Below are 17,293 nucleotides of genomic sequence, written 5' to 3'. Positions count from 1 at the left end.
ACATCAGAATCCGGCTTCTTCGTTCCAGGTCCGGCCGTCACGCTCGATCAGCGCAATGGCCGCCGAAGGCCCCCACGTGCCCGAGGTGTAACCCTTGGGCGTGATGTGATTGCTTTGCCATGCTTCCTGAATGGCATCGACCCACTGCCAGGCAATGTCCTGCTCGTCACGGCGAACGAACAGCGTATTATTGCCATCAATCGCATCGAGCAAAAGACGTTCATAAGCATCCGGGCTTCGACCACCGAACGCCTCGGCAAAGGACAGGTTGAGCGCGGTCGGGCGCAGGCGCACAAGACCCGGCCCCGGATTCTTGGTATTCAGAACCAGATGGATGCCGTCATCAGGCTGCAAACGCAGAACAAGGCGGTTGGCCTGATAATTGGTCATGGATTTTGCCAGCGGGAAAATCTGGTGCGGCACATCGCGGAACTGGATGACAATTTCCGAATGGCGTTTCGGCAAGCGTTTACCCGTCCGCAGATAGAACGGCACACCAGCCCAGCGCCAGTTATTCAGTTCGGCCCGGATGGCAACGAATGTCTCGGTGGTGCTGTCGATATTGGCACCTTCTTCTTCAAGATAACCCGGGACTTCCTTGCCGCCGACGGCACCATTGCGATACTGGCCGCGGACGGTTGCGCTGTCGATATTGGAATCATTGATCGGTTTGAGCGCCTTGAGCACCTTGACCTTTTCATCACGCACCGCGTCCTGATCGAGAACATGCGGGGCTTCCATCGCGACAAGGCAGAGAAGCTGCAACATATGGTTCTGAACCATGTCGCGCATCGCACCGGCATCGTCATAATAGGACCAGCGCCCTTCGACGCCGACTTCCTCGCCAACCGTGATCTGCACGTGATCAATATGTGCGCTGTTCCACAATGGCTCGAACATCGCATTGGCAAAGCGCAGGATCAAAAGGTTCTGCACCGTTTCCTTGCCAAGATAATGGTCGATACGGAAAATCTGGTGTTCTTCGAAGACTTCACCGATCTGGCCGTTGATTTCACGGCAGCTTTCAAGATCGTGGCCCAGCGGCTTTTCAAGCACAACGCGCGAATTGGGCGTTACCAGACCGGCTTTCTTGAGGTTAAAGGCCATATCGGCAAACAGCGACGGGCTGGTCGAGAAATAATAGACACGGTCCCGGTCCGGCTGATCGGCAAGTTTTTCATGCAGGATTTTGAAGCCGGCTTCATCCCCGGCGGATACCTGAACATAGGCGATGCGGGCTGCAAACTTTTTCCAGACCTTGGCGTCAAATTCGCCTTGGGGAATGTATTTTTTTCCGGCTTCTTCCAGCTTGGTGCGGAATTCGTCATCGGAATGTTCGCTGCGCGAGGCACCGAAAATGCGGGTGGAGTCATCGAAACGCCCGGTACGTTCCATTTCGTAAAGTGCGGGGAAAAGTTTGCGTAACGCCAAATCTCCGGTCCCACCGAAAATCACGATATCAGCGATACGATGCTTCAGCCGTTGGCGCTGCGTCGTCGTTTGTGTCATCTTGCCCTAAGCCTTCCAAGCGAACTGCTCTCACTCGTTTCCTCCCCGTCGTAAAGGTGGGATCCCGAGCCCGAAGGGCTCTGGCAAACGACCGGGCCACGGTATTTACCGTGTTGGCAGGCGCCGGGTTTTCGCCCCGTCACCGCCTATCCTGTTGCCAGCTGGGCTCTGAGCGGTTCGTTATCCACATCAAGGCGCCGTCTGGCTTGTCCGTTCTGATCGAACAGATAGCAATCTTCCACCCGGGCATGAATGCCAATGGATGATCCTGTTACAATTGCCGTATCACCCGTGACACGGGCAACGAACAGTTCATCACCACCGGCCTGCACATAGACGAGACCCGCCTCGCCCAGATGTTCAACCACTTCGACCGTTCCTGACAGCAATGCCGTGTCCTGATCGGCAAGGCTGCAATGTTCCGGTCTGATGCCCACTGTTACACGATCTCCGGCGTCAAGACCACTGCCATCAACAGGCAGCGTCACCTCTTTACCGGAATCCAGTTTAACCGTAACAGTTTGTTGCGAAACCCCCATCACAACCGCCGGAACAAAGTTCATTTTAGGCGACCCGATGAAGCCCGCAACAAATTGATTTTGCGGATGATGATAGAGTTCAAGCGGGGTCCCGACCTGCTCGACCGAACCCGCCCGCAAAACCACGATCTTGTCAGCCATTGTCATGGCTTCGACCTGATCATGCGTCACATAAATCATCGTGGACTTCAATTTTTCATGAAGTTTTGTCAATTCGATGCGCATCTGCACGCGCAAACCGGCATCAAGGTTTGATAACGGCTCGTCAAACAGGAAGACTTTCGGCTTGCGCACAATCGCCCGGCCAATGGCAACACGCTGGCGTTGCCCGCCCGAAAGTTCCTTTGGCTTGCGGTCCAGCAATTCTTCGAGTTGCAGCACCCTGGCCGCAGCCATCACGCGTTCGCGCTGCTCGTCCTTGGTCTTTTTTGCGAGATCAAGGCCGAACGCCATGTTTTCATAGACCGTCATATGCGGATAAAGCGCATAGGACTGAAACACCATGGCCACACCACGATCCTTTGGCGCCCTGTCATTGACGACCTCGCCACCAATGGAAAGTTCGCCGTCGCTGATATCTTCGAGCCCGGCAATCAGGCGCAGCAAGGTCGATTTGCCGCACCCCGAAGGGCCGACAAACACGCAAAATTCGCCATCGCGGATGTTCAGATCGACACCATGAATGGTTTCGATCGGACCGAAACGTTTTTTAACCTGCTTAAGAACCACTTCAGACATGCGGGTTCCTCCCTCGACTTGTCGATTTATATCGTTCCGAAATAAAAGCCCCAACCCGGCAGCGAAAGCTGATTGCCGGTAACCGATCCGCTGTTAAGGGCGAAATTCGCATCCGAACGCCCGGGCAAGGTCACGGTTCGGGCATCGGGTGTCGTATTGAACACGCAGATGGTCCGGACCACGCCCGACATCCGGGCATAGGCGATGACATTGTCATCGATATCGAGCATCTCGATATCGCCATCAATGATTTCCGGATGGATTTTGCGCCACGCCAGAAGATCACGATAGAAACTGCGCAGTGAATTGGGGTCATCCATCTGTTCGGCAACCGCAAGCGCGCTGTGATCCTGCGGGACCGGAAGCCACGGCGCGTCGCTTGCCGTGAAACCGCCATGCGGAATATTGGCATTCATCCACGGCATCGGGGTCCGGCAACCATCGCGCCCCTTGAATTCCGGCCACATTTCAATCCCGTAAGGATCCTGCAGCAATTCATAGGGGACGACGGCCTCTTCAAGACCAAGTTCTTCCCCCTGATAGATGCAGGGCGTGCCACGCAATGTGGTGTAAAGGGCCGGGATCATGCGAAGGCGCGCATCATTATCGCCGCCCTTGTCCCTGCCCCAGCGGGTCGCAACCCGGACGAAGTCATGGTTCGACACCGCCCAGCACGGCCAGCCATCACCAAGAACGTCAAACACATTGCGCAACATCCCACGGATCAAAGGCGTTTCAAGCGGGCTTTCCAGCAGATTGATCGTATAGGCCATGTGAAGCTTGTCGCCCCCGGCGGTATATTCCGCCATGGTCGCCAGCGAATTGTCCGACCCGATTTCACCAACCGTCGTTGCCCCCGGATATTTGTCGAGAACCGCGCGCAGCTTTTTAAGGAACGCGATATTTTCCGGTCGCGTTTTGTCATAGACATGCATCTGGCGGGTATAGGGATTTTCCTTTGGGGCACCTTCGGGCCGGTGGGTACCCGGAACCCATGGCGGGTTATCGCGCAATTCCGCGTCATGGACATAGAAATTGGCGGTATCAAGCCGGAAACCGTCCACCCCGCGACGCAGCCAGAATTCCACATCGTCAAGCAACTGGGCCTGTACATCCGGGTTATGGAAATTCAGGTCCGGCTGACTGACCAGAAAGTTGTGCATGTAATATTGCTGCCGGGTGGTATCGAACTTCCATGCCGAACCGCCAAAAATCGACAGCCAGTTATTGGGCGGCGTGCCGTCGGGCTTGGGATCGGCCCAGACATACCAGTCGGCCTTGGGATTATCGCGTGATGACCGGCTTTCCTTGAACCAGGCATGCTGATCGGAACTATGCGACAGAACCTGATCTATGGTGACGCGCAGGCCAAGCGAATGGGCCTTTTCAACCAGATGGTCGAAATCGGCCAATGTTCCGAACATCGGATCGACATCGCGGTAATCCGCCACGTCATAGCCGAAATCCTTCATCGGCGAGGTAAAGAATGGCGACAGCCAGATACCATCGACGCCCAGATCGGCAATGTAATCCAGTTTCTGGGTAATCCCAGGCAGATCACCAATGCCATCGCCATTCGAATCAAAGAAACTGCGCGGATAGATTTGATACAGGACGCCACCGCGCCACCAGTCAGGATTTCCGGCCAAAGCCATTTAAGTCACCTTAGGTCATGTGGGACGAGAAGCCGCATCAGCCTTTGACAGCCCCGGCGGTCAGGCCGGACACAATGCGACGCTGGAAAATCAGAACCAGAACAATCAGCGGAACCGTCACGATCACCGATGCCGCCATGATATTGCCCCATGGCATTTCAAACTGGCTGGCCCCGGAAATCAGGGCGATGGCAACCGGCACGGTGCGCTGTTCATTGGTCAGGGTAAAGGTCAGGGCAAACAGGAATTCGTTCCATGCCATGATGAAGGCCAGAAGCCCGGTGGTGACCATGGCAGGCCACATGACCGGCAGGAACACGCGCGTGATCACGGTCCACGGGCTGGCCCCATCCATCACGGCAGCTTCTTCAAGTTCACGGGGCAGTTCGCGCATGAAGGCGGTCAGGATCCAGACCGTGAATGGCAGGGTCAGCATCATGTATGAAATCGCCAGACCGAACATCGAATTGTAAAGCCCGACGGCCCGGATCAGTTCGAACATGCCCGACAGCACCGCGACCTGCGGGAACATCGACACCGACAGGATCGTCACCAGCAACAATCCGCGCCCGGCGAATTTAACCCGCGCAAGCGCATAGGATGCCGTTACCCCCATCAAAAGCGACAGGGCCACAACCATCACACTGACAAAGATCGAATTGAAGATATTGCGACCGAACGGCTGCCCTTCAAATACCGACAGATAGTTTGAGAAACTGAAACTTTCGGGCAGGTAATTGACGTCAAACAGGGCCGATCCGGTTTCGAACGCGGTCAGGATCGCATAGTAGAACGGAAAAACGGCAAAGATCACGATGGCCGCTACCAGAAGATAGAACCCTGCCTTCATCATCAGGGATTTGACATTGCGGTTCATGTTAATGTCCCCCCTCGTCAAGCCGGACCCGACCGATCATCATGTAGGCCATGATCGAAAAGGCGATGACCAGAAACAGCAGCGTTGATGCCGCCGAGCCATATCCGACTTCCTGAAAATCGACCAGAAGCTGCCGGGCATAGACCGACATGGTCATGGTGTTCGGATTGTTTGGTGTTAAGACATAAATCACGTCAAACACACGCAATGCATCAAGGGCACGGAAGATCACGGCCACCATCAGGGCCGGCTTGATCAGCGGCAGGGTCACCTTGAAAAACACCCGGACCGGATGGATGCCATCAACACGGGCGGCTTCGTAACAGTCACTTGGCAGCATCTGAAGGGCTGCCAGTGTCAAAAGCGCCATAAACGGTGTGGTTTTCCAGACATCAACCATGATCACGGCGACCATTGCCGTATCCGGATTGGCCGTCCAGGCGATCGGCGTTGCAATCAGCCCCAGCGACATCAGAAGATCATTGATGATGCCGAACTGGTCATGCAGCATCCAGTTCCACATCTTGGCCGATACAATTGTCGGGATCGCCCACGGGATCAGAACCGCCGCCCGCACCAGACCGCGCCCCTTGAATTCCTGATTAAGGACAAGGGCCACGATGATCCCCAGCACCGTTTCAAGCGAAACCGAAATCACGGTGAAGTAAATCGTATTCCAAACCGCCTGCCACCATTCCGGATCGGCCAGAAGGCCGAACGTCTCGCCATCATAAACCGCATAGAAATTTTCAAAGCCGATAAAGCCATAATTTCCAAGGTCGGACAGATTGGCATCGGTAAAGCCAAAGATGAAAGTCCGCAGCAACGGCCAACCGGCCACTGCGGCAAGAATGACCAGCATCGGTGTTAAAAACAGCCATGCCGAACGCCGTCTTGCACGCGTCAGGGACGAAGCTTGCGCCATGGGAACCGCTCTTGATCTTGAAGGGGGATGATCGGCCATGACCGCCATCCATCAAACCGGCCTAAGCAAACCGGTACGAAAACAGGATCGGGGCAGTACCGGGCGACCATCGTCCCCGGTACTGCGAGGTCCGTTTACCAGCCGGAACGCTTTACACGTTTCAGGTTGCGTTCAAGCCCGGTAACCGCCTGATCGACGGTCTGCGATCCCGACAAGGATGCATGCACCGCCTGCCAAAACTCGCTTGATACCTGATTGTATTTCGAACCGGTCACGGTTGACGGGCGCGGTGCCGCACTGGTGAATGTCTCGTACAGATCGCCAAAGAACGGATTGGCAGAAAGGACTTCCTCGTCCTTGTAGAGATCGGCAATCGTCGGGTTATAGGAACCCTTGATCGCGCGACGTTTCTGTTCTTCGTAGGAGGTCAGGAATTTCACAAGATCGGCTGCAAGTTCGGGATTTTCCGAATATTTCGAAACCGAGAGCTGCCAGCCACCAAGGGCTGCGGCCGAACGGCCGTCTTCACCGCCCTTGGGCAGGGCAGCAACACCGACCTTGCCCTTGACCGGGCTGTCTGCCGAATTGGCCAGCGCCCAGGCGTAGGGCCAGTTGCGCATGAAGACCGAATTGCCTGACTGAAACACACCGCGTGCTTCTTCCTCGGCATAGCCAAGGACACCTTCGGGCGAAATGGTGCCGATCCAGTTTGAAGCGGTTTCAATTGCCTTTTTGGCCTGATCGTTATTGATCGAAATATCGCCATTCGGTTCGACCACCGAACCACCATTGAACGAAACCACCCATTCCAGCGCATTGCAGGTCAGGCCCTCATAGGCACGGCCCTGAAACACATGGCCCCACATTTTGTCGTTACCGGCTTTGCGTTCGCCTTCCTGGATTTTCTGCGCTGTTTTTGTCAGCTGTTCCCAGGTTTCAGGAACAGTTTCGCCATACTTTTCCAGCAAATCCTTGCGGTAATAAAGCACGCCCGCATCCGTGTACCAAGGCATGGCGACCAGCCGGTCTTCAAAGGTGTTGTTGGTGACGATGGCTTCAAAATGCTGCTTGGCTTCGTCCGCCATGTATTCGTTAAGATCAATGAAGTGATTGCCCAGGATCCCCGGCCAGATCACATCAATCTGGAACACATCGATATCGGACGATCCGGCGGCCAGAATCTGCTGATAAAGGGCCAGTCGTTCGGTGGTGGAGTTCGGGGTGGAAATCACCGCGACTTCGTTGCCGGTCTGCTTTGCCCATGCATCGACACCTTCCTGGCAAAGCGCAAGTTCCTGTCCGACGGCACCACAGGAAATAGAAATCTTTGCGGCATTGGCCGATCCGGCCATCGCAAAAGTCGCGCCAAGAACGCCAGCCGTTGCGAGCAGTTTTTTCATCAAGGTCATATAGACCTCCCTAGGATGTTATCGGTTTTCCCATGCAGCTTTTGGCAGCTGCTTTTATTCATTTTGATTGGTCTTTTTGTCCGGGTCGGGCGCCCGTACCGGAACCCCAGGTGCAATCACCGGCTGCAATCTGTTTTGGTGATTGCTTCCCGGCGCGGAGCCGCCCGATTGAAAAAGGATACGCCTGATCGCACCTTTTCAAAGTGTCATATCCTTCAAAGGATGATACTATTCTGCAAATTCGCGGCAATCACGACACGAATAGTAGGACGATATGCGGATCATCCAGGAACGGATCACGAATCCACAGGGATATAGCTGGGGTTATTTTCACTATGTCTGGGATGATTTTCGCTGCAACTGGCACCAGCACCCCGAATATGAGATGACCCTGACGCTGAATGCCAAAGGATCGCGGTTGATTGGTGATCATCGGCAGGCGTTTGACGGGCTGGATTTCGCCATGGTCGGCCCCAACCTGCCCCATCTTTGGGAATGCAAGCGCATTGATCCGTCCCGCCCGATCGAGGTTTATGTGCTTTGGCTGTCGCAGGAATGGGTGGAAAACCTGACGCGGGATTTTGTTGAATTTGCCGATTTTCACGAATTGTTTGCCCGTGCGCGTCGTGGCCTTTCCTTTACCGATGACGCCGTCGCACGCGTTCGGGAAATCTGCCCGCACCTTGATGATGCCAAACCGCGGCGGCGCTTTATCCTGATGATCGAACTGCTTGAAGCCCTGCTTGCCGGGATCGACAAACCGCTGGCATCGGCCAATTTTGGCGGCGAAGCCGGGAAGAACAGTGAATCTATCCGGGTGGATCGCGCACTGGCTTTCATTCACGCGCATTACGCCGAACCGCTTCGGGTATCGTCGCTTGCCGATGTTGCCGGTGTCAGTGAAAGCAGCTTTTACCGGCTGTTCAAACGTTATACCGGGCGCAGTGTTGTCGAATATCTGAACGAATACCGGATTTCGCGGGCCTGTGTGCAGCTATCGCGCACTGATCTTCCAATCTATCAGATCGCCGAAAATAACGGCTTTAGCAATCTTTCGAACTTCAACCGGCGTTTTCGCCAGTATCGTGGGAAATCGGCCAGCGACTATCGCGAGAACATTCGCATTCACGGCCAGTTCCCCGATCACCCGCCAATGCCCGATGCCCGTATCGGTGCCGTTCCGGCCCGTCCGCTGCCAAGCGAGATAGACGGTGTTCCGGACCGACGCACCGCCATTCCGGCATCCGCCGCAGAATAGTCCACCGCCATCGCACGACAGAACATCGGGAATGCGATGATGTTCCGTTTTTCATTCCCCTGCGGTTCATCACTTCGGAAGACTCGCGCAAAAGCGTTGATTTCTGCGGGTTTCATTCAACCTGATACCGGTCATGCACCGCCGATGTTCTCATTTTCCTTCGAAAGACAAGAACATCGAGGCCATATAAATTTCATTTAAAATCAATAACTTAAATATTTTATCGGCTTTTGTTCTAATTTTGTTCTTGTGAGAACAAAACAGGATCAGTATGGTTTCTTCAGACAGATTGAGGAGGACACAGCCATGATGAAGTTGCTTGAAAATCCGAACCGCCTGAACGAGCTTTGCAGCACGGTTGCCGTGGTCGGAAGCACCGGATTTTTCCTGTTCGTTATCGGACTGGGAATGGCGCAAACCCTTCGCGGTCTGATCTGATCAAAGCTCATACCTTTTGCGAGACCCGGATGGACTTCCCATCCAGGGTGACGACCGGCAGGCAACCCCGCACCCATACCCTGTCCCGTCTGTCGGTCGTCCCTCATCCATCGATCCGGATTTCGTGAATTGTAACCTGCATATTACCTTCGCTATTCCGCGCTACTTGACGCTGCTGTTTCCCCGACGGCAGCGTTTTTCTTTGTTCGGCCCGCAAACAGGCCGAGTCCCGAAAAAACTAACCCTATGTATAGGTCGGAATACTTTTCCCCCGCCTTTCGGACCGCGAACTATTGTTGCAACGCAACAACTTACGCTGCATCGCAAAATTTCACTCGACAGCACCCTGAATGTTGGTTTGAATCAAGGTGAAACACGAAAGTTTGGAAATTCATCATACTTTTAGGTTATTGATTGAAACCTGAAGTATCGTAGGGTTCTGGTGAATGCAGGATTTCTGTTTATCGTGATATTGCGGGATGTTAACCCGCGATGATCACCCCGTTCCGCCGGTCGCCCGCATGAGCCGGCCCGGGATTTACGAAAAACAGAAGGCCTGCCCACCGGAAATTCTTTCGGAAAAATGCAGCCGGGGACCAACACGGTCGATGCACCCCACACCGAACCTTTGCATCGCCGGGGAGTGAGAGATTAATGCTGTACCATCTCTATGAATTGCAGCACGCCACCATCAGCCCGTTGCGCATGGCAGCGGATGCGAGCAAGAAGTGGCTGCGCAATCCGGTCAACCCGCTATCCTATACCCATCAGGGCCGTGCGGCGGCCGCCGCGTTTGATGTGTTCACCCATATCACGCACCGTTATGGCAAACCGGAATTCGGCCTTGATACCACGGTCATCAATGGTGAAACCGTCGCCGTGACCGAGGAAATCGTCCATAGCGAACCGTTCTGCAATCTTTTGCATTTCAAACGCGAAACCGATCACCTTAAAAATCAGCCGGATGATCCGCGGCTTCTGATCGTGGCTCCGCTGTCGGGTCACTTTTCAACGTTGCTGCGCGGCACGGTCGAGGCATTGCTGCCCGATCATGATGTTTACATCACCGACTGGATCGATGCCCGCATGGTTCCGGTGCATCAGGGTCATTTCGACCTTGATAGCTATATCGACTATGTCATGCAGTTCCTGCGCAAGCTTGGCCCGAACACCCATCTGATGGCGGTGTGCCAGCCATCGGTTCCGGTGGTTGCGGCCGCATCGCTGATGGCCGCCGGGAACGAGCCCTGCCAGCCGGCATCGATGACCCTGATGGGCGGCCCGGTCGATACCCGTGAAAACCCGACCGAGGTCAACAACTTTGCCAAGCAGCACAGCCTCGACTGGTTTGAACGCCATGTCATTACGCATGTGCCATTGCCCCATGCCGGGGTGATGCGCCGCGTTTATCCGGGCTTCATGCAGCTTGCCGGTTTCATGAGCATGAACTGGGACAAGCACGTTTCCGCCCATCACGAGATGTTCACCCATCTTGTCGAAGGGGACGGTGAAAGTGCCGATGCCAAGCGCAATTTCTATCACGAATATCTGGCCGTCATGGATATGAGTGCCGAGTTCTATCTTCAGACGCTGAAAGCCGTGTTCCACGAACATCAGTTGCCCGAGGGCACCATGCGCTGGCAGGGGGTTCCGGTTGAACCATCGGCCATCACCAAGACCGCCCTCCTGACGGTCGAAGGCGAACGCGACGATATCACCGGTATGGGTCAGACACGCGCAGCCCATAAGCTTTGCGCCAATCTGCCCGATAATATGCGCATGCATCACATTCAGAAGGGTGTTGGCCATTACGGCGTGTTTAACGGTCGTCGCTGGCGCGAACAGATCAGCCCGCGGATCAAGGATTTCATCCGTCGCCACGATCAGCAGGGCAAGGGCCGCAAAAGCGCGCCTGACATGACCCGGATCGAAGCCGCCGAATAGACAGCGCCCCGATCCCCGGATGAATAGAACACTCAAAAGCCGCCCTTATCCGGGGCGGCTTTTGGCTTTGACGGCTATGTGATTATGGCGGGTTATCAGGGATAGGAAAGAACCAGATTGCCATTGTTCACGCGCGCACCGTAAACGCCCTCGTCATGATCCACACCAATTGCCGGATTGCCCAACTGGGCAACAAGATAGGCATATACAGTCGGACGGGAAGAGGTCCACGCCCCGATCACCCCGGTAATTGTTGTCTGTGCCAAGCCCTGGCAATGCACCAGCGCGGCATCAATATCGGCGTTGGTGACGAAATCGTCGACAGCAAGCGGCAAATGGATGCCGAAAACCTCGCCATTGCGAATGCCAACGATCCCGATACAGCTTGTGAAAGTCGAGAAGCGGATTTCGGCGGCACTTGCATATTCACATTCGGCGATAGCTAGCGGGTTGGCGGCCTGACTGAAAACATATGGCATTGGATTGTCCCTGATTTGCGAAAGATAAAAGATAACTGACGCATCAGAGACGGGTGGTATCCGACCCTGTGACAAGCCCTGAACCGACGCAATTTTACCCGCGTAATACAGGCAGGACATCAAACCGGATCGGGGATCAGATCATGCCGGGAACGCCAGTACCCAAATTGCAAAGCTTCGATACAACCGGCATCGCAATCGTCATCGGCGCGACCGGCGGTATTGGCCGGGCCTTTGTGAAACATCTTCGCGATTGTGGCCGGTTTGATGGTGTGATCGAACTGTCGCGCGGCACCGAACCCCCCATTGATTTCACCGATCCCGGCAGCATCGAAAGTGCCGCTGCCTTTGTTCGCGATCAGGCATCCGCACAGAACCAATCCGTGCGTCTGATCATCGATGCCACCGGCTATCTGCATGATGAGGTATTTCAGCCGGAAAAATCATTGCGCCAGATCGATGCCGATTACATGGCGAAATCGTTTCTGATCAACGCCATAGGTCCGGCCTTGCTGATGAAGCATTTCACGCCACTCTTGCCGCGTGACGGCAAATCGGTTTTTGCCACCCTCTCGGCCAAGGTCGGCAGCATTGGCGATAACCGGATGGGCGGCTGGTACAGTTACCGGGCGGCAAAGGCCGCATTGAACCAGCTGGTCAAATGCACCGCCATCGAGCTTGCCCGCAGCAAACGCAACGCCATCTGCGTCGCCCTTCATCCCGGCACGGTCGATACCGGCCTTTCGGGCCCGTTTGCCAAATCGGGGCTTAATGTACAAAGCCCCGATCAGGCAACGGCAAATATGTTGATGGTGATTGACGGATTGCAGCCGTCACAAAGCGGCGGCTTCTTTGCCTATGACGGCAATGAGTTACCGTGGTGAGATGCAATGATCAAATAGGACGGGCCTTGAGCCACATGAACAGCGGCACACGCGACCATTGTTTGAGCATGTCACGGTCGGCCTGATCGGGAGCCGGTTCACGCATGGCCGATACACCAAACCCGGCCTTGCCCAACGCATTGATGTAATACTCAAGCGGCCGCGACCATCCGGCAAAATGCATGATCAGGCCATCGCGTTCTTCGCTGCCTTCAAACCGGCGTTCCCCGAAATAACTGCCCGTCAGGACGAAGGGGGCATCAGGAGCCGTCCCGTCAAAGCGGCCACGGTCCCGGAATGGATGCACAATCGAAATCACCAATTCCCCGTCCTTACGCAAGACACGGCGAATTTCATCCAGCGTATCCGCAAGATCATCCACATCCATCAGAACGTTATAGGCCAGCACAAGATCGAAGCTTTCATTGTCAAAGGGCACATCATTGCCCGGTGCGATATGATAGGACGATCTGCTGTCGGTGGCAGCTTCACGCGCCGCCAGAACAAAGTCCGCAACCGGGTCAATGCCCGTGACGTCATAGCCAAGTTCGGCCAGAAGCCGTGAACCGCGCCCCTCACCACAACCGACATCAAGTGCAATGCCGGTTCCCGGGCCGACAAAGTCAGCAAAATTTTTGCGGAATTGCCAAAAGGCATCATGCCCCGGTTTACGCGCCCAGGCGATCCAGTTTTGAGCGATATCGGACCAATGAACATGATCCTTGCGAAAACCGGACATCGGTTTCTCCTTTGGCTTCTCGGGAATCTCAGTCAAACAGGCCGTTTAACACGGCATGCTGCAACAGAATGACGGTTTTGGCATCCCGGATGCGGCCATCCGATATCATGGCCAGTGCGTCCCTGAAAGGCACTTCAAGCACGAGGATGTCCTCGCCCTCTTCATGCAAACCACCGCCCTCGCCCGCGCGATGATCGCTTGTGACTTCGGCCACGAACAGGTGCAGGCGTTCAGTGACCGAACCGGGGCTCATGAACAGATCAAACACCTTTTGCGGTTTGCCGATCCTGTAACCGGTTTCTTCTTCGACCTCGGCAATCACGGCGGATGCCGGATCGCGATCGTCAAGCAACCCTGCCGGAACTTCGATCAGCATGCCGTTTTCATTGCCATTCACAAAGGATGGCAGACGAAATTGCCGTGTCAGGATCACGGTGCCAACCGCGCGGTTATAAAGCAGGATGGCCGCCCCGTTGCCCCGGTCATAGGCTTCGCGTTGCTGGGACTGCCATTCGCCGTTGCTTCGGCGCAGATCAAAGCTGACGCGATACAGGTGATACCAGTTATCCGACAGGCATTCGATGTTCTGAACGCGGATATCGTCGTTTTCCGGCAAGTTCCAACCTTTGGGAAGCTCGGTCATGTCAAAATATCCGTCAGCGGTTCAGAAAGGCAGACAGGGTCAGCAATACCGCATCGGGTTTTTCGGCGTGAACCCAGTGGCCTGCGCCCTTGATGCTGGTAAAGGCCGCCTTGGGAAACAGCGACTTGATGTGATCGCGATCCTTGGGATCGACATAATGCGAATTGGCACCGGATATGAACAGCACATCGCGATCAAAACTGCCCCCCACCGTTTCGGGCCAGCCGGTAATGTCGGAAAGGTGGTTGGCCATGGCATCGATATTGACCTGCCATGACATTTTGCCGGTTTCCTTGTCGGTCGCGACATTCTGCGCCAGGAACTGACGCACGCCCTTTTCCGAAACGCCACTGACAAGTGCATCTTCGACTTCGGCGCGCCGCGATACTGCATCGAAATCCACAGACTTCATGGCACTGATATAGCCGGTATAGTCATGGTCATAGGTCACAGGCGCAATATCAACCACAACCAGATCGGCAACCAGATCCGCATCCTGTGACAGGGTCAGCACCATTGATGCCTTGCCCCCCATCGAATGTCCGATCAGGTGGACCGGGCCATTGGCAACATCCCGGATCAGCTCGGCGATGTCCGATGCCATCGCCGGATAGGTCATGTTCATGTCCCAGTCGGACCGGCCATGATTGCGAAGATCGGCGGTGACCACGTGATACTTTTCCGCCAGACGCCGCGCGATGGCGGTCCAGTTACGCGCCTGCCCGAACAGCCCGTGCAGGATCACAAGCGTGCCATTGTCACGGTTTTCTTCGCCAAAGGCATAATGGGCAAGTTTCATCAGGCACGCTCCGCAATCGGGTTATCTGGTTATTCCCCTTAATAGCGGGACCGGACGGTGGCGTGAAGCCCTGTGGTGGGAATGGGAATCAAAACACCCCCGCATGGGAGGAATGCGGGGGTGTTTCTTGGGTCATTCGACCCGGTATTCATCGCCAAGCGTTAAGCTTAGGCACCAGCCGGACGGCCACCCGGAAGGCGGTTACCGCCAAACAGGGAAGCAATTTTGCGGGCCAAAGTAACAACGGCTTTGCGGATCGCCTGAGCACGGAGTTTTTCGGCTTCGCGCTGCAGCGTGGTCAGATCGTAATCACCATAACGACGCATGGCTTTATCCTTTCCATAACAGGCGGAGCTATGTGCGCTCCGGTTTCGCGTTGATTTGTTCTGAAGCCGGTGTACGCCTGTTTATTCGATCCTACGAGACGAGTTTTTTCACCTCACCCATGCATTTGACGCATATCCAGACACAAGTCCGTCATAATCATTTCATGCGAAAGACGCATGATTGTCTCATGACAAATAAGCCATTCAACTTGAACGAAATTTTCCCCGACCTGTTTTACACAGTTCAAACACAATCCGAACAGGCCGGATCATTTAGACCTCTATCCTTTGCGTATAAAGGGATTGAGGCAGATCAAACAGGGCGTTTCTGATGCTTCAGACGGGGTCTTAAATGGCAATTTGCCGACAAAACGGCTTTAAATTGCAGACTCGATTCCGGGAACTGCACACCGTTCAATTTTGCATGGCTGATTAAGAAATCGCAGAACGGCAATAGTGGTGCGCAAAATTGCCGTTCTGCGATCTTCGAATTATCGCACGAAAGTCGGCGAATATTCGCGGGTTCAGCCCAGGGCATAATTCAGATATTTGGGTTCAAGATATTCTTCCAGCCCCCAATGACCGCCTTCGCGGCCCTGCCCGCTTTCCTTCACGCCGCCAAACGGCGCACCTTCGTGGGACGTGGTGCCATCGTTGATACCAACCACCCCGGTTTCAAGCCCATCGGCGATCCGCTGGATACGGCCGATATCACGACTGAAAAGGTAAGACGACAGACCCGCACGTACCCGGTTGGAAAGTTCGATCACCTCGGCCTCGGTTCTGAAACGATAGATCGGCGCAACCGGGGCAAACAGTTCCTCGTTAAAGCAATCAGCATCAAGGGATACATCGGTCATCACCAGCGGCCGGATGAAGTGGCCTTCTTCGGGGCGGTCAGCACCGTAATGCAGGGTCGCGCCACGTTTTTTCGCATCATCGATCAATCGTTCAACTTTTGCCACCGCCTGACGATTGATCAGCGGGCCAATATCCGTACCGGGAATGAAGCCGTTACCGATGGTCTGCGCATGACTTGCGGCGATGAATTTTTCGACAAAGCTTTCATAAACCCCGTCCTGCACGAAAATGCGGTTGGCACAGACGCAGGTCTGGCCGCTGTTGCGGAATTTGGAAATCATGGCCCCGGCCACGGCGGCATCAATATCGGCATCATCCATCACGATGAAGGGCGCATTGCCGCCCAGTTCCAGCGACAGTTTCTTGACCGTCGGCGCACATTGCACCATCAGCCGTTTGCCGACCTCGGTCGAGCCGGTGAAGGACAGCATCCGCACGCGCGGATCCCCTGTCAGGGCCTCGCCAATCGGCATGGGCTGGCCGGTCACGACGTTAAACACCCCCGCCGGGAAACCGGCCATTTCGGCAAGTTTGGCGGCGGCAAGGGCGGAAATCGGGGTATCTTCGGCCGGTTTGACAACAATTGTGCACCCCGCCGCCAGCGCCGGGGCACATTTGCGCACGACCATGGTCAGCGGGAAGTTCCATGGCGTGATCGCCGCCACCACACCCACGGGATGCTTTTGCACCACCACGCGCCGGTCGCGCTGGGTCGCGGGCATGGTTTGGCCATAGGCGCGCTTGGCTTCCTCGGCATACCATTCGGCATAGGCAATGGCGCCGACGACTTCGCGCAACGCCTGATCATAGGGTTTACCCTGTTCAAGCGTGATCAGGGCGGCCAGATCATCCTGATACTGTTCCAAAAGATCGCGCCAGCGTTTGAGGTAGCCGGACCGATCCTTTGCCAGCATGCGCGACCATGCCGGAAATGCCGCATCCGCTGCATCAATCGCGCGCCGTGCCTCGGATGTCCGCATGAAGGGCACATCGCCGATCACCTTGCCGGTTGCCGGATCATACACATCAATGGCTTCGCGCGAATCAGCACGTGCCCATTCGCCATTGATAAATGCCTTATCAAGGTTCCAGTCGGCGATCAGCCTGCGGGAGCGCGATCTGCCATTGGAAATGGCGGTTTGGCTGGCATCGGGGGCGGCGTTGGACACAGCGGACATTTGGGGGCGTTTCCTTGTGCACGTCATTTACAATAATTTATTCGGTGATCACGCGGTTGTGATTCCGAATTTCGGGGCGCAATTGGGAGACT

At 55.3% G+C, this 17,293-nt stretch carries 16 protein-coding genes; 4 read left to right on the top strand and 12 right to left on the bottom strand.

Going from position 1 to position 17,293, the window contains the following annotated elements:
• Window positions 1-3 precede the first annotated feature (3 nt).
• The 6 genes from zwf to J7395_RS11930 form a co-directional block, all read right to left on the bottom strand.
• A complete protein-coding gene (gene zwf / locus J7395_RS11955; protein ID WP_209221618.1) occupies window positions 4-1,509 on the bottom strand; it encodes a glucose-6-phosphate dehydrogenase in 1,506 nt (501 codons plus the stop codon).
• A 146-nt stretch (window positions 1,510-1,655) separates the two neighbouring features.
• Entirely contained in the window at window positions 1,656-2,786 is a 1,131-nt protein-coding gene (ugpC, locus tag J7395_RS11950) for a sn-glycerol-3-phosphate ABC transporter ATP-binding protein UgpC (protein WP_209221617.1), read from the bottom strand.
• 26 nt (window positions 2,787-2,812) lie between these two features.
• Complete coding sequence (locus J7395_RS11945; protein ID WP_209221616.1) at window positions 2,813-4,441, bottom strand: alpha-glucosidase; 1,629 nt, start codon at window positions 4,439-4,441, stop codon at window positions 2,813-2,815.
• A gap of 37 nt (window positions 4,442-4,478) precedes the next feature.
• Window positions 4,479-5,318, bottom strand: coding sequence for a carbohydrate ABC transporter permease (locus J7395_RS11940; RefSeq protein WP_062952569.1), 840 nt, complete (start codon window positions 5,316-5,318; stop codon window positions 4,479-4,481).
• A gap of 1 nt (window position 5,319) precedes the next feature.
• Window positions 5,320-6,243, bottom strand: coding sequence for a sugar ABC transporter permease (locus J7395_RS11935; RefSeq protein WP_209221615.1), 924 nt, complete (start codon window positions 6,241-6,243; stop codon window positions 5,320-5,322).
• A gap of 134 nt (window positions 6,244-6,377) precedes the next feature.
• On the bottom strand, window positions 6,378-7,652 hold the full coding sequence (locus J7395_RS11930; RefSeq protein WP_209221614.1) for an ABC transporter substrate-binding protein: 1,275 nt from the start codon (window positions 7,650-7,652) through the stop codon (window positions 6,378-6,380).
• Window positions 7,653-7,926: 274 nt separating this feature from the next.
• Here J7395_RS11930 and J7395_RS11925 point away from each other — a divergent pair, with 274 nt between their 5' ends.
• The 3 genes from J7395_RS11925 (at window position 7,927) to phaZ (ending at window position 11,292) form a co-directional block, all read left to right on the top strand.
• On the top strand, window positions 7,927-8,910 hold the full coding sequence (locus J7395_RS11925) for an AraC family transcriptional regulator (protein WP_062952571.1): 984 nt from the start codon (window positions 7,927-7,929) through the stop codon (window positions 8,908-8,910).
• 306 nt (window positions 8,911-9,216) lie between these two features.
• Window positions 9,217-9,348, top strand: a complete 132-nt coding sequence (locus J7395_RS21010; RefSeq protein WP_255356831.1) for a hypothetical protein — start codon at window positions 9,217-9,219, stop codon at window positions 9,346-9,348.
• 654 nt (window positions 9,349-10,002) lie between these two features.
• Window positions 10,003-11,292, top strand: a complete 1,290-nt coding sequence (phaZ, locus tag J7395_RS11920; RefSeq protein WP_062959219.1) for a polyhydroxyalkanoate depolymerase — start codon at window positions 10,003-10,005, stop codon at window positions 11,290-11,292.
• 95 nt (window positions 11,293-11,387) lie between these two features.
• Here phaZ and J7395_RS11915 read toward each other — a convergent pair whose 3' ends face one another.
• On the bottom strand, window positions 11,388-11,771 hold the full coding sequence (locus J7395_RS11915) for a hypothetical protein (RefSeq protein ID WP_062952573.1): 384 nt from the start codon (window positions 11,769-11,771) through the stop codon (window positions 11,388-11,390).
• Between the two features lie 143 nt (window positions 11,772-11,914).
• Here J7395_RS11915 and J7395_RS11910 point away from each other — a divergent pair, with 143 nt between their 5' ends.
• On the top strand, window positions 11,915-12,655 hold the full coding sequence (locus J7395_RS11910) for an SDR family NAD(P)-dependent oxidoreductase (RefSeq protein ID WP_209221613.1): 741 nt from the start codon (window positions 11,915-11,917) through the stop codon (window positions 12,653-12,655).
• Between the two features lie 10 nt (window positions 12,656-12,665).
• Here J7395_RS11910 and J7395_RS11905 read toward each other — a convergent pair whose 3' ends face one another.
• From J7395_RS11905 to J7395_RS11885, 5 genes are all read right to left on the bottom strand, one after another.
• On the bottom strand, window positions 12,666-13,394 hold the full coding sequence (locus tag J7395_RS11905) for a class I SAM-dependent methyltransferase (protein WP_209221612.1): 729 nt from the start codon (window positions 13,392-13,394) through the stop codon (window positions 12,666-12,668).
• Window positions 13,395-13,422: 28 nt separating this feature from the next.
• Window positions 13,423-14,037, bottom strand: coding sequence for an NUDIX domain-containing protein (locus J7395_RS11900; RefSeq protein ID WP_209221611.1), 615 nt, complete (start codon window positions 14,035-14,037; stop codon window positions 13,423-13,425).
• A 13-nt stretch (window positions 14,038-14,050) separates the two neighbouring features.
• Window positions 14,051-14,836: an alpha/beta fold hydrolase gene (locus tag J7395_RS11895; RefSeq protein ID WP_062959223.1), complete on the bottom strand. Its 786-nt coding sequence runs from the start codon at window positions 14,834-14,836 to the stop codon at window positions 14,051-14,053.
• A 167-nt stretch (window positions 14,837-15,003) separates the two neighbouring features.
• Window positions 15,004-15,162 (bottom strand): hypothetical protein, encoded by a 159-nt coding sequence (locus J7395_RS11890; RefSeq protein ID WP_156484639.1) that lies wholly within the window; start codon window positions 15,160-15,162, stop codon window positions 15,004-15,006.
• 524 nt (window positions 15,163-15,686) lie between these two features.
• Window positions 15,687-17,201, bottom strand: coding sequence for an NAD-dependent succinate-semialdehyde dehydrogenase (locus J7395_RS11885; RefSeq protein ID WP_247742099.1), 1,515 nt, complete (start codon window positions 17,199-17,201; stop codon window positions 15,687-15,689).
• Between the last annotated feature and the right edge of the window lie 92 nt (window positions 17,202-17,293).

Origin of the sequence: Thalassospira sp. A3_1 (genome assembly GCF_017744215.1) — a bacterium.
In the GTDB taxonomy this organism is placed as follows: Bacteria; Pseudomonadota; Alphaproteobacteria; order Rhodospirillales; family Thalassospiraceae; genus Thalassospira; species Thalassospira lucentensis_A.
This window is presented reverse-complemented; position numbering and strand designations above follow the sequence as displayed.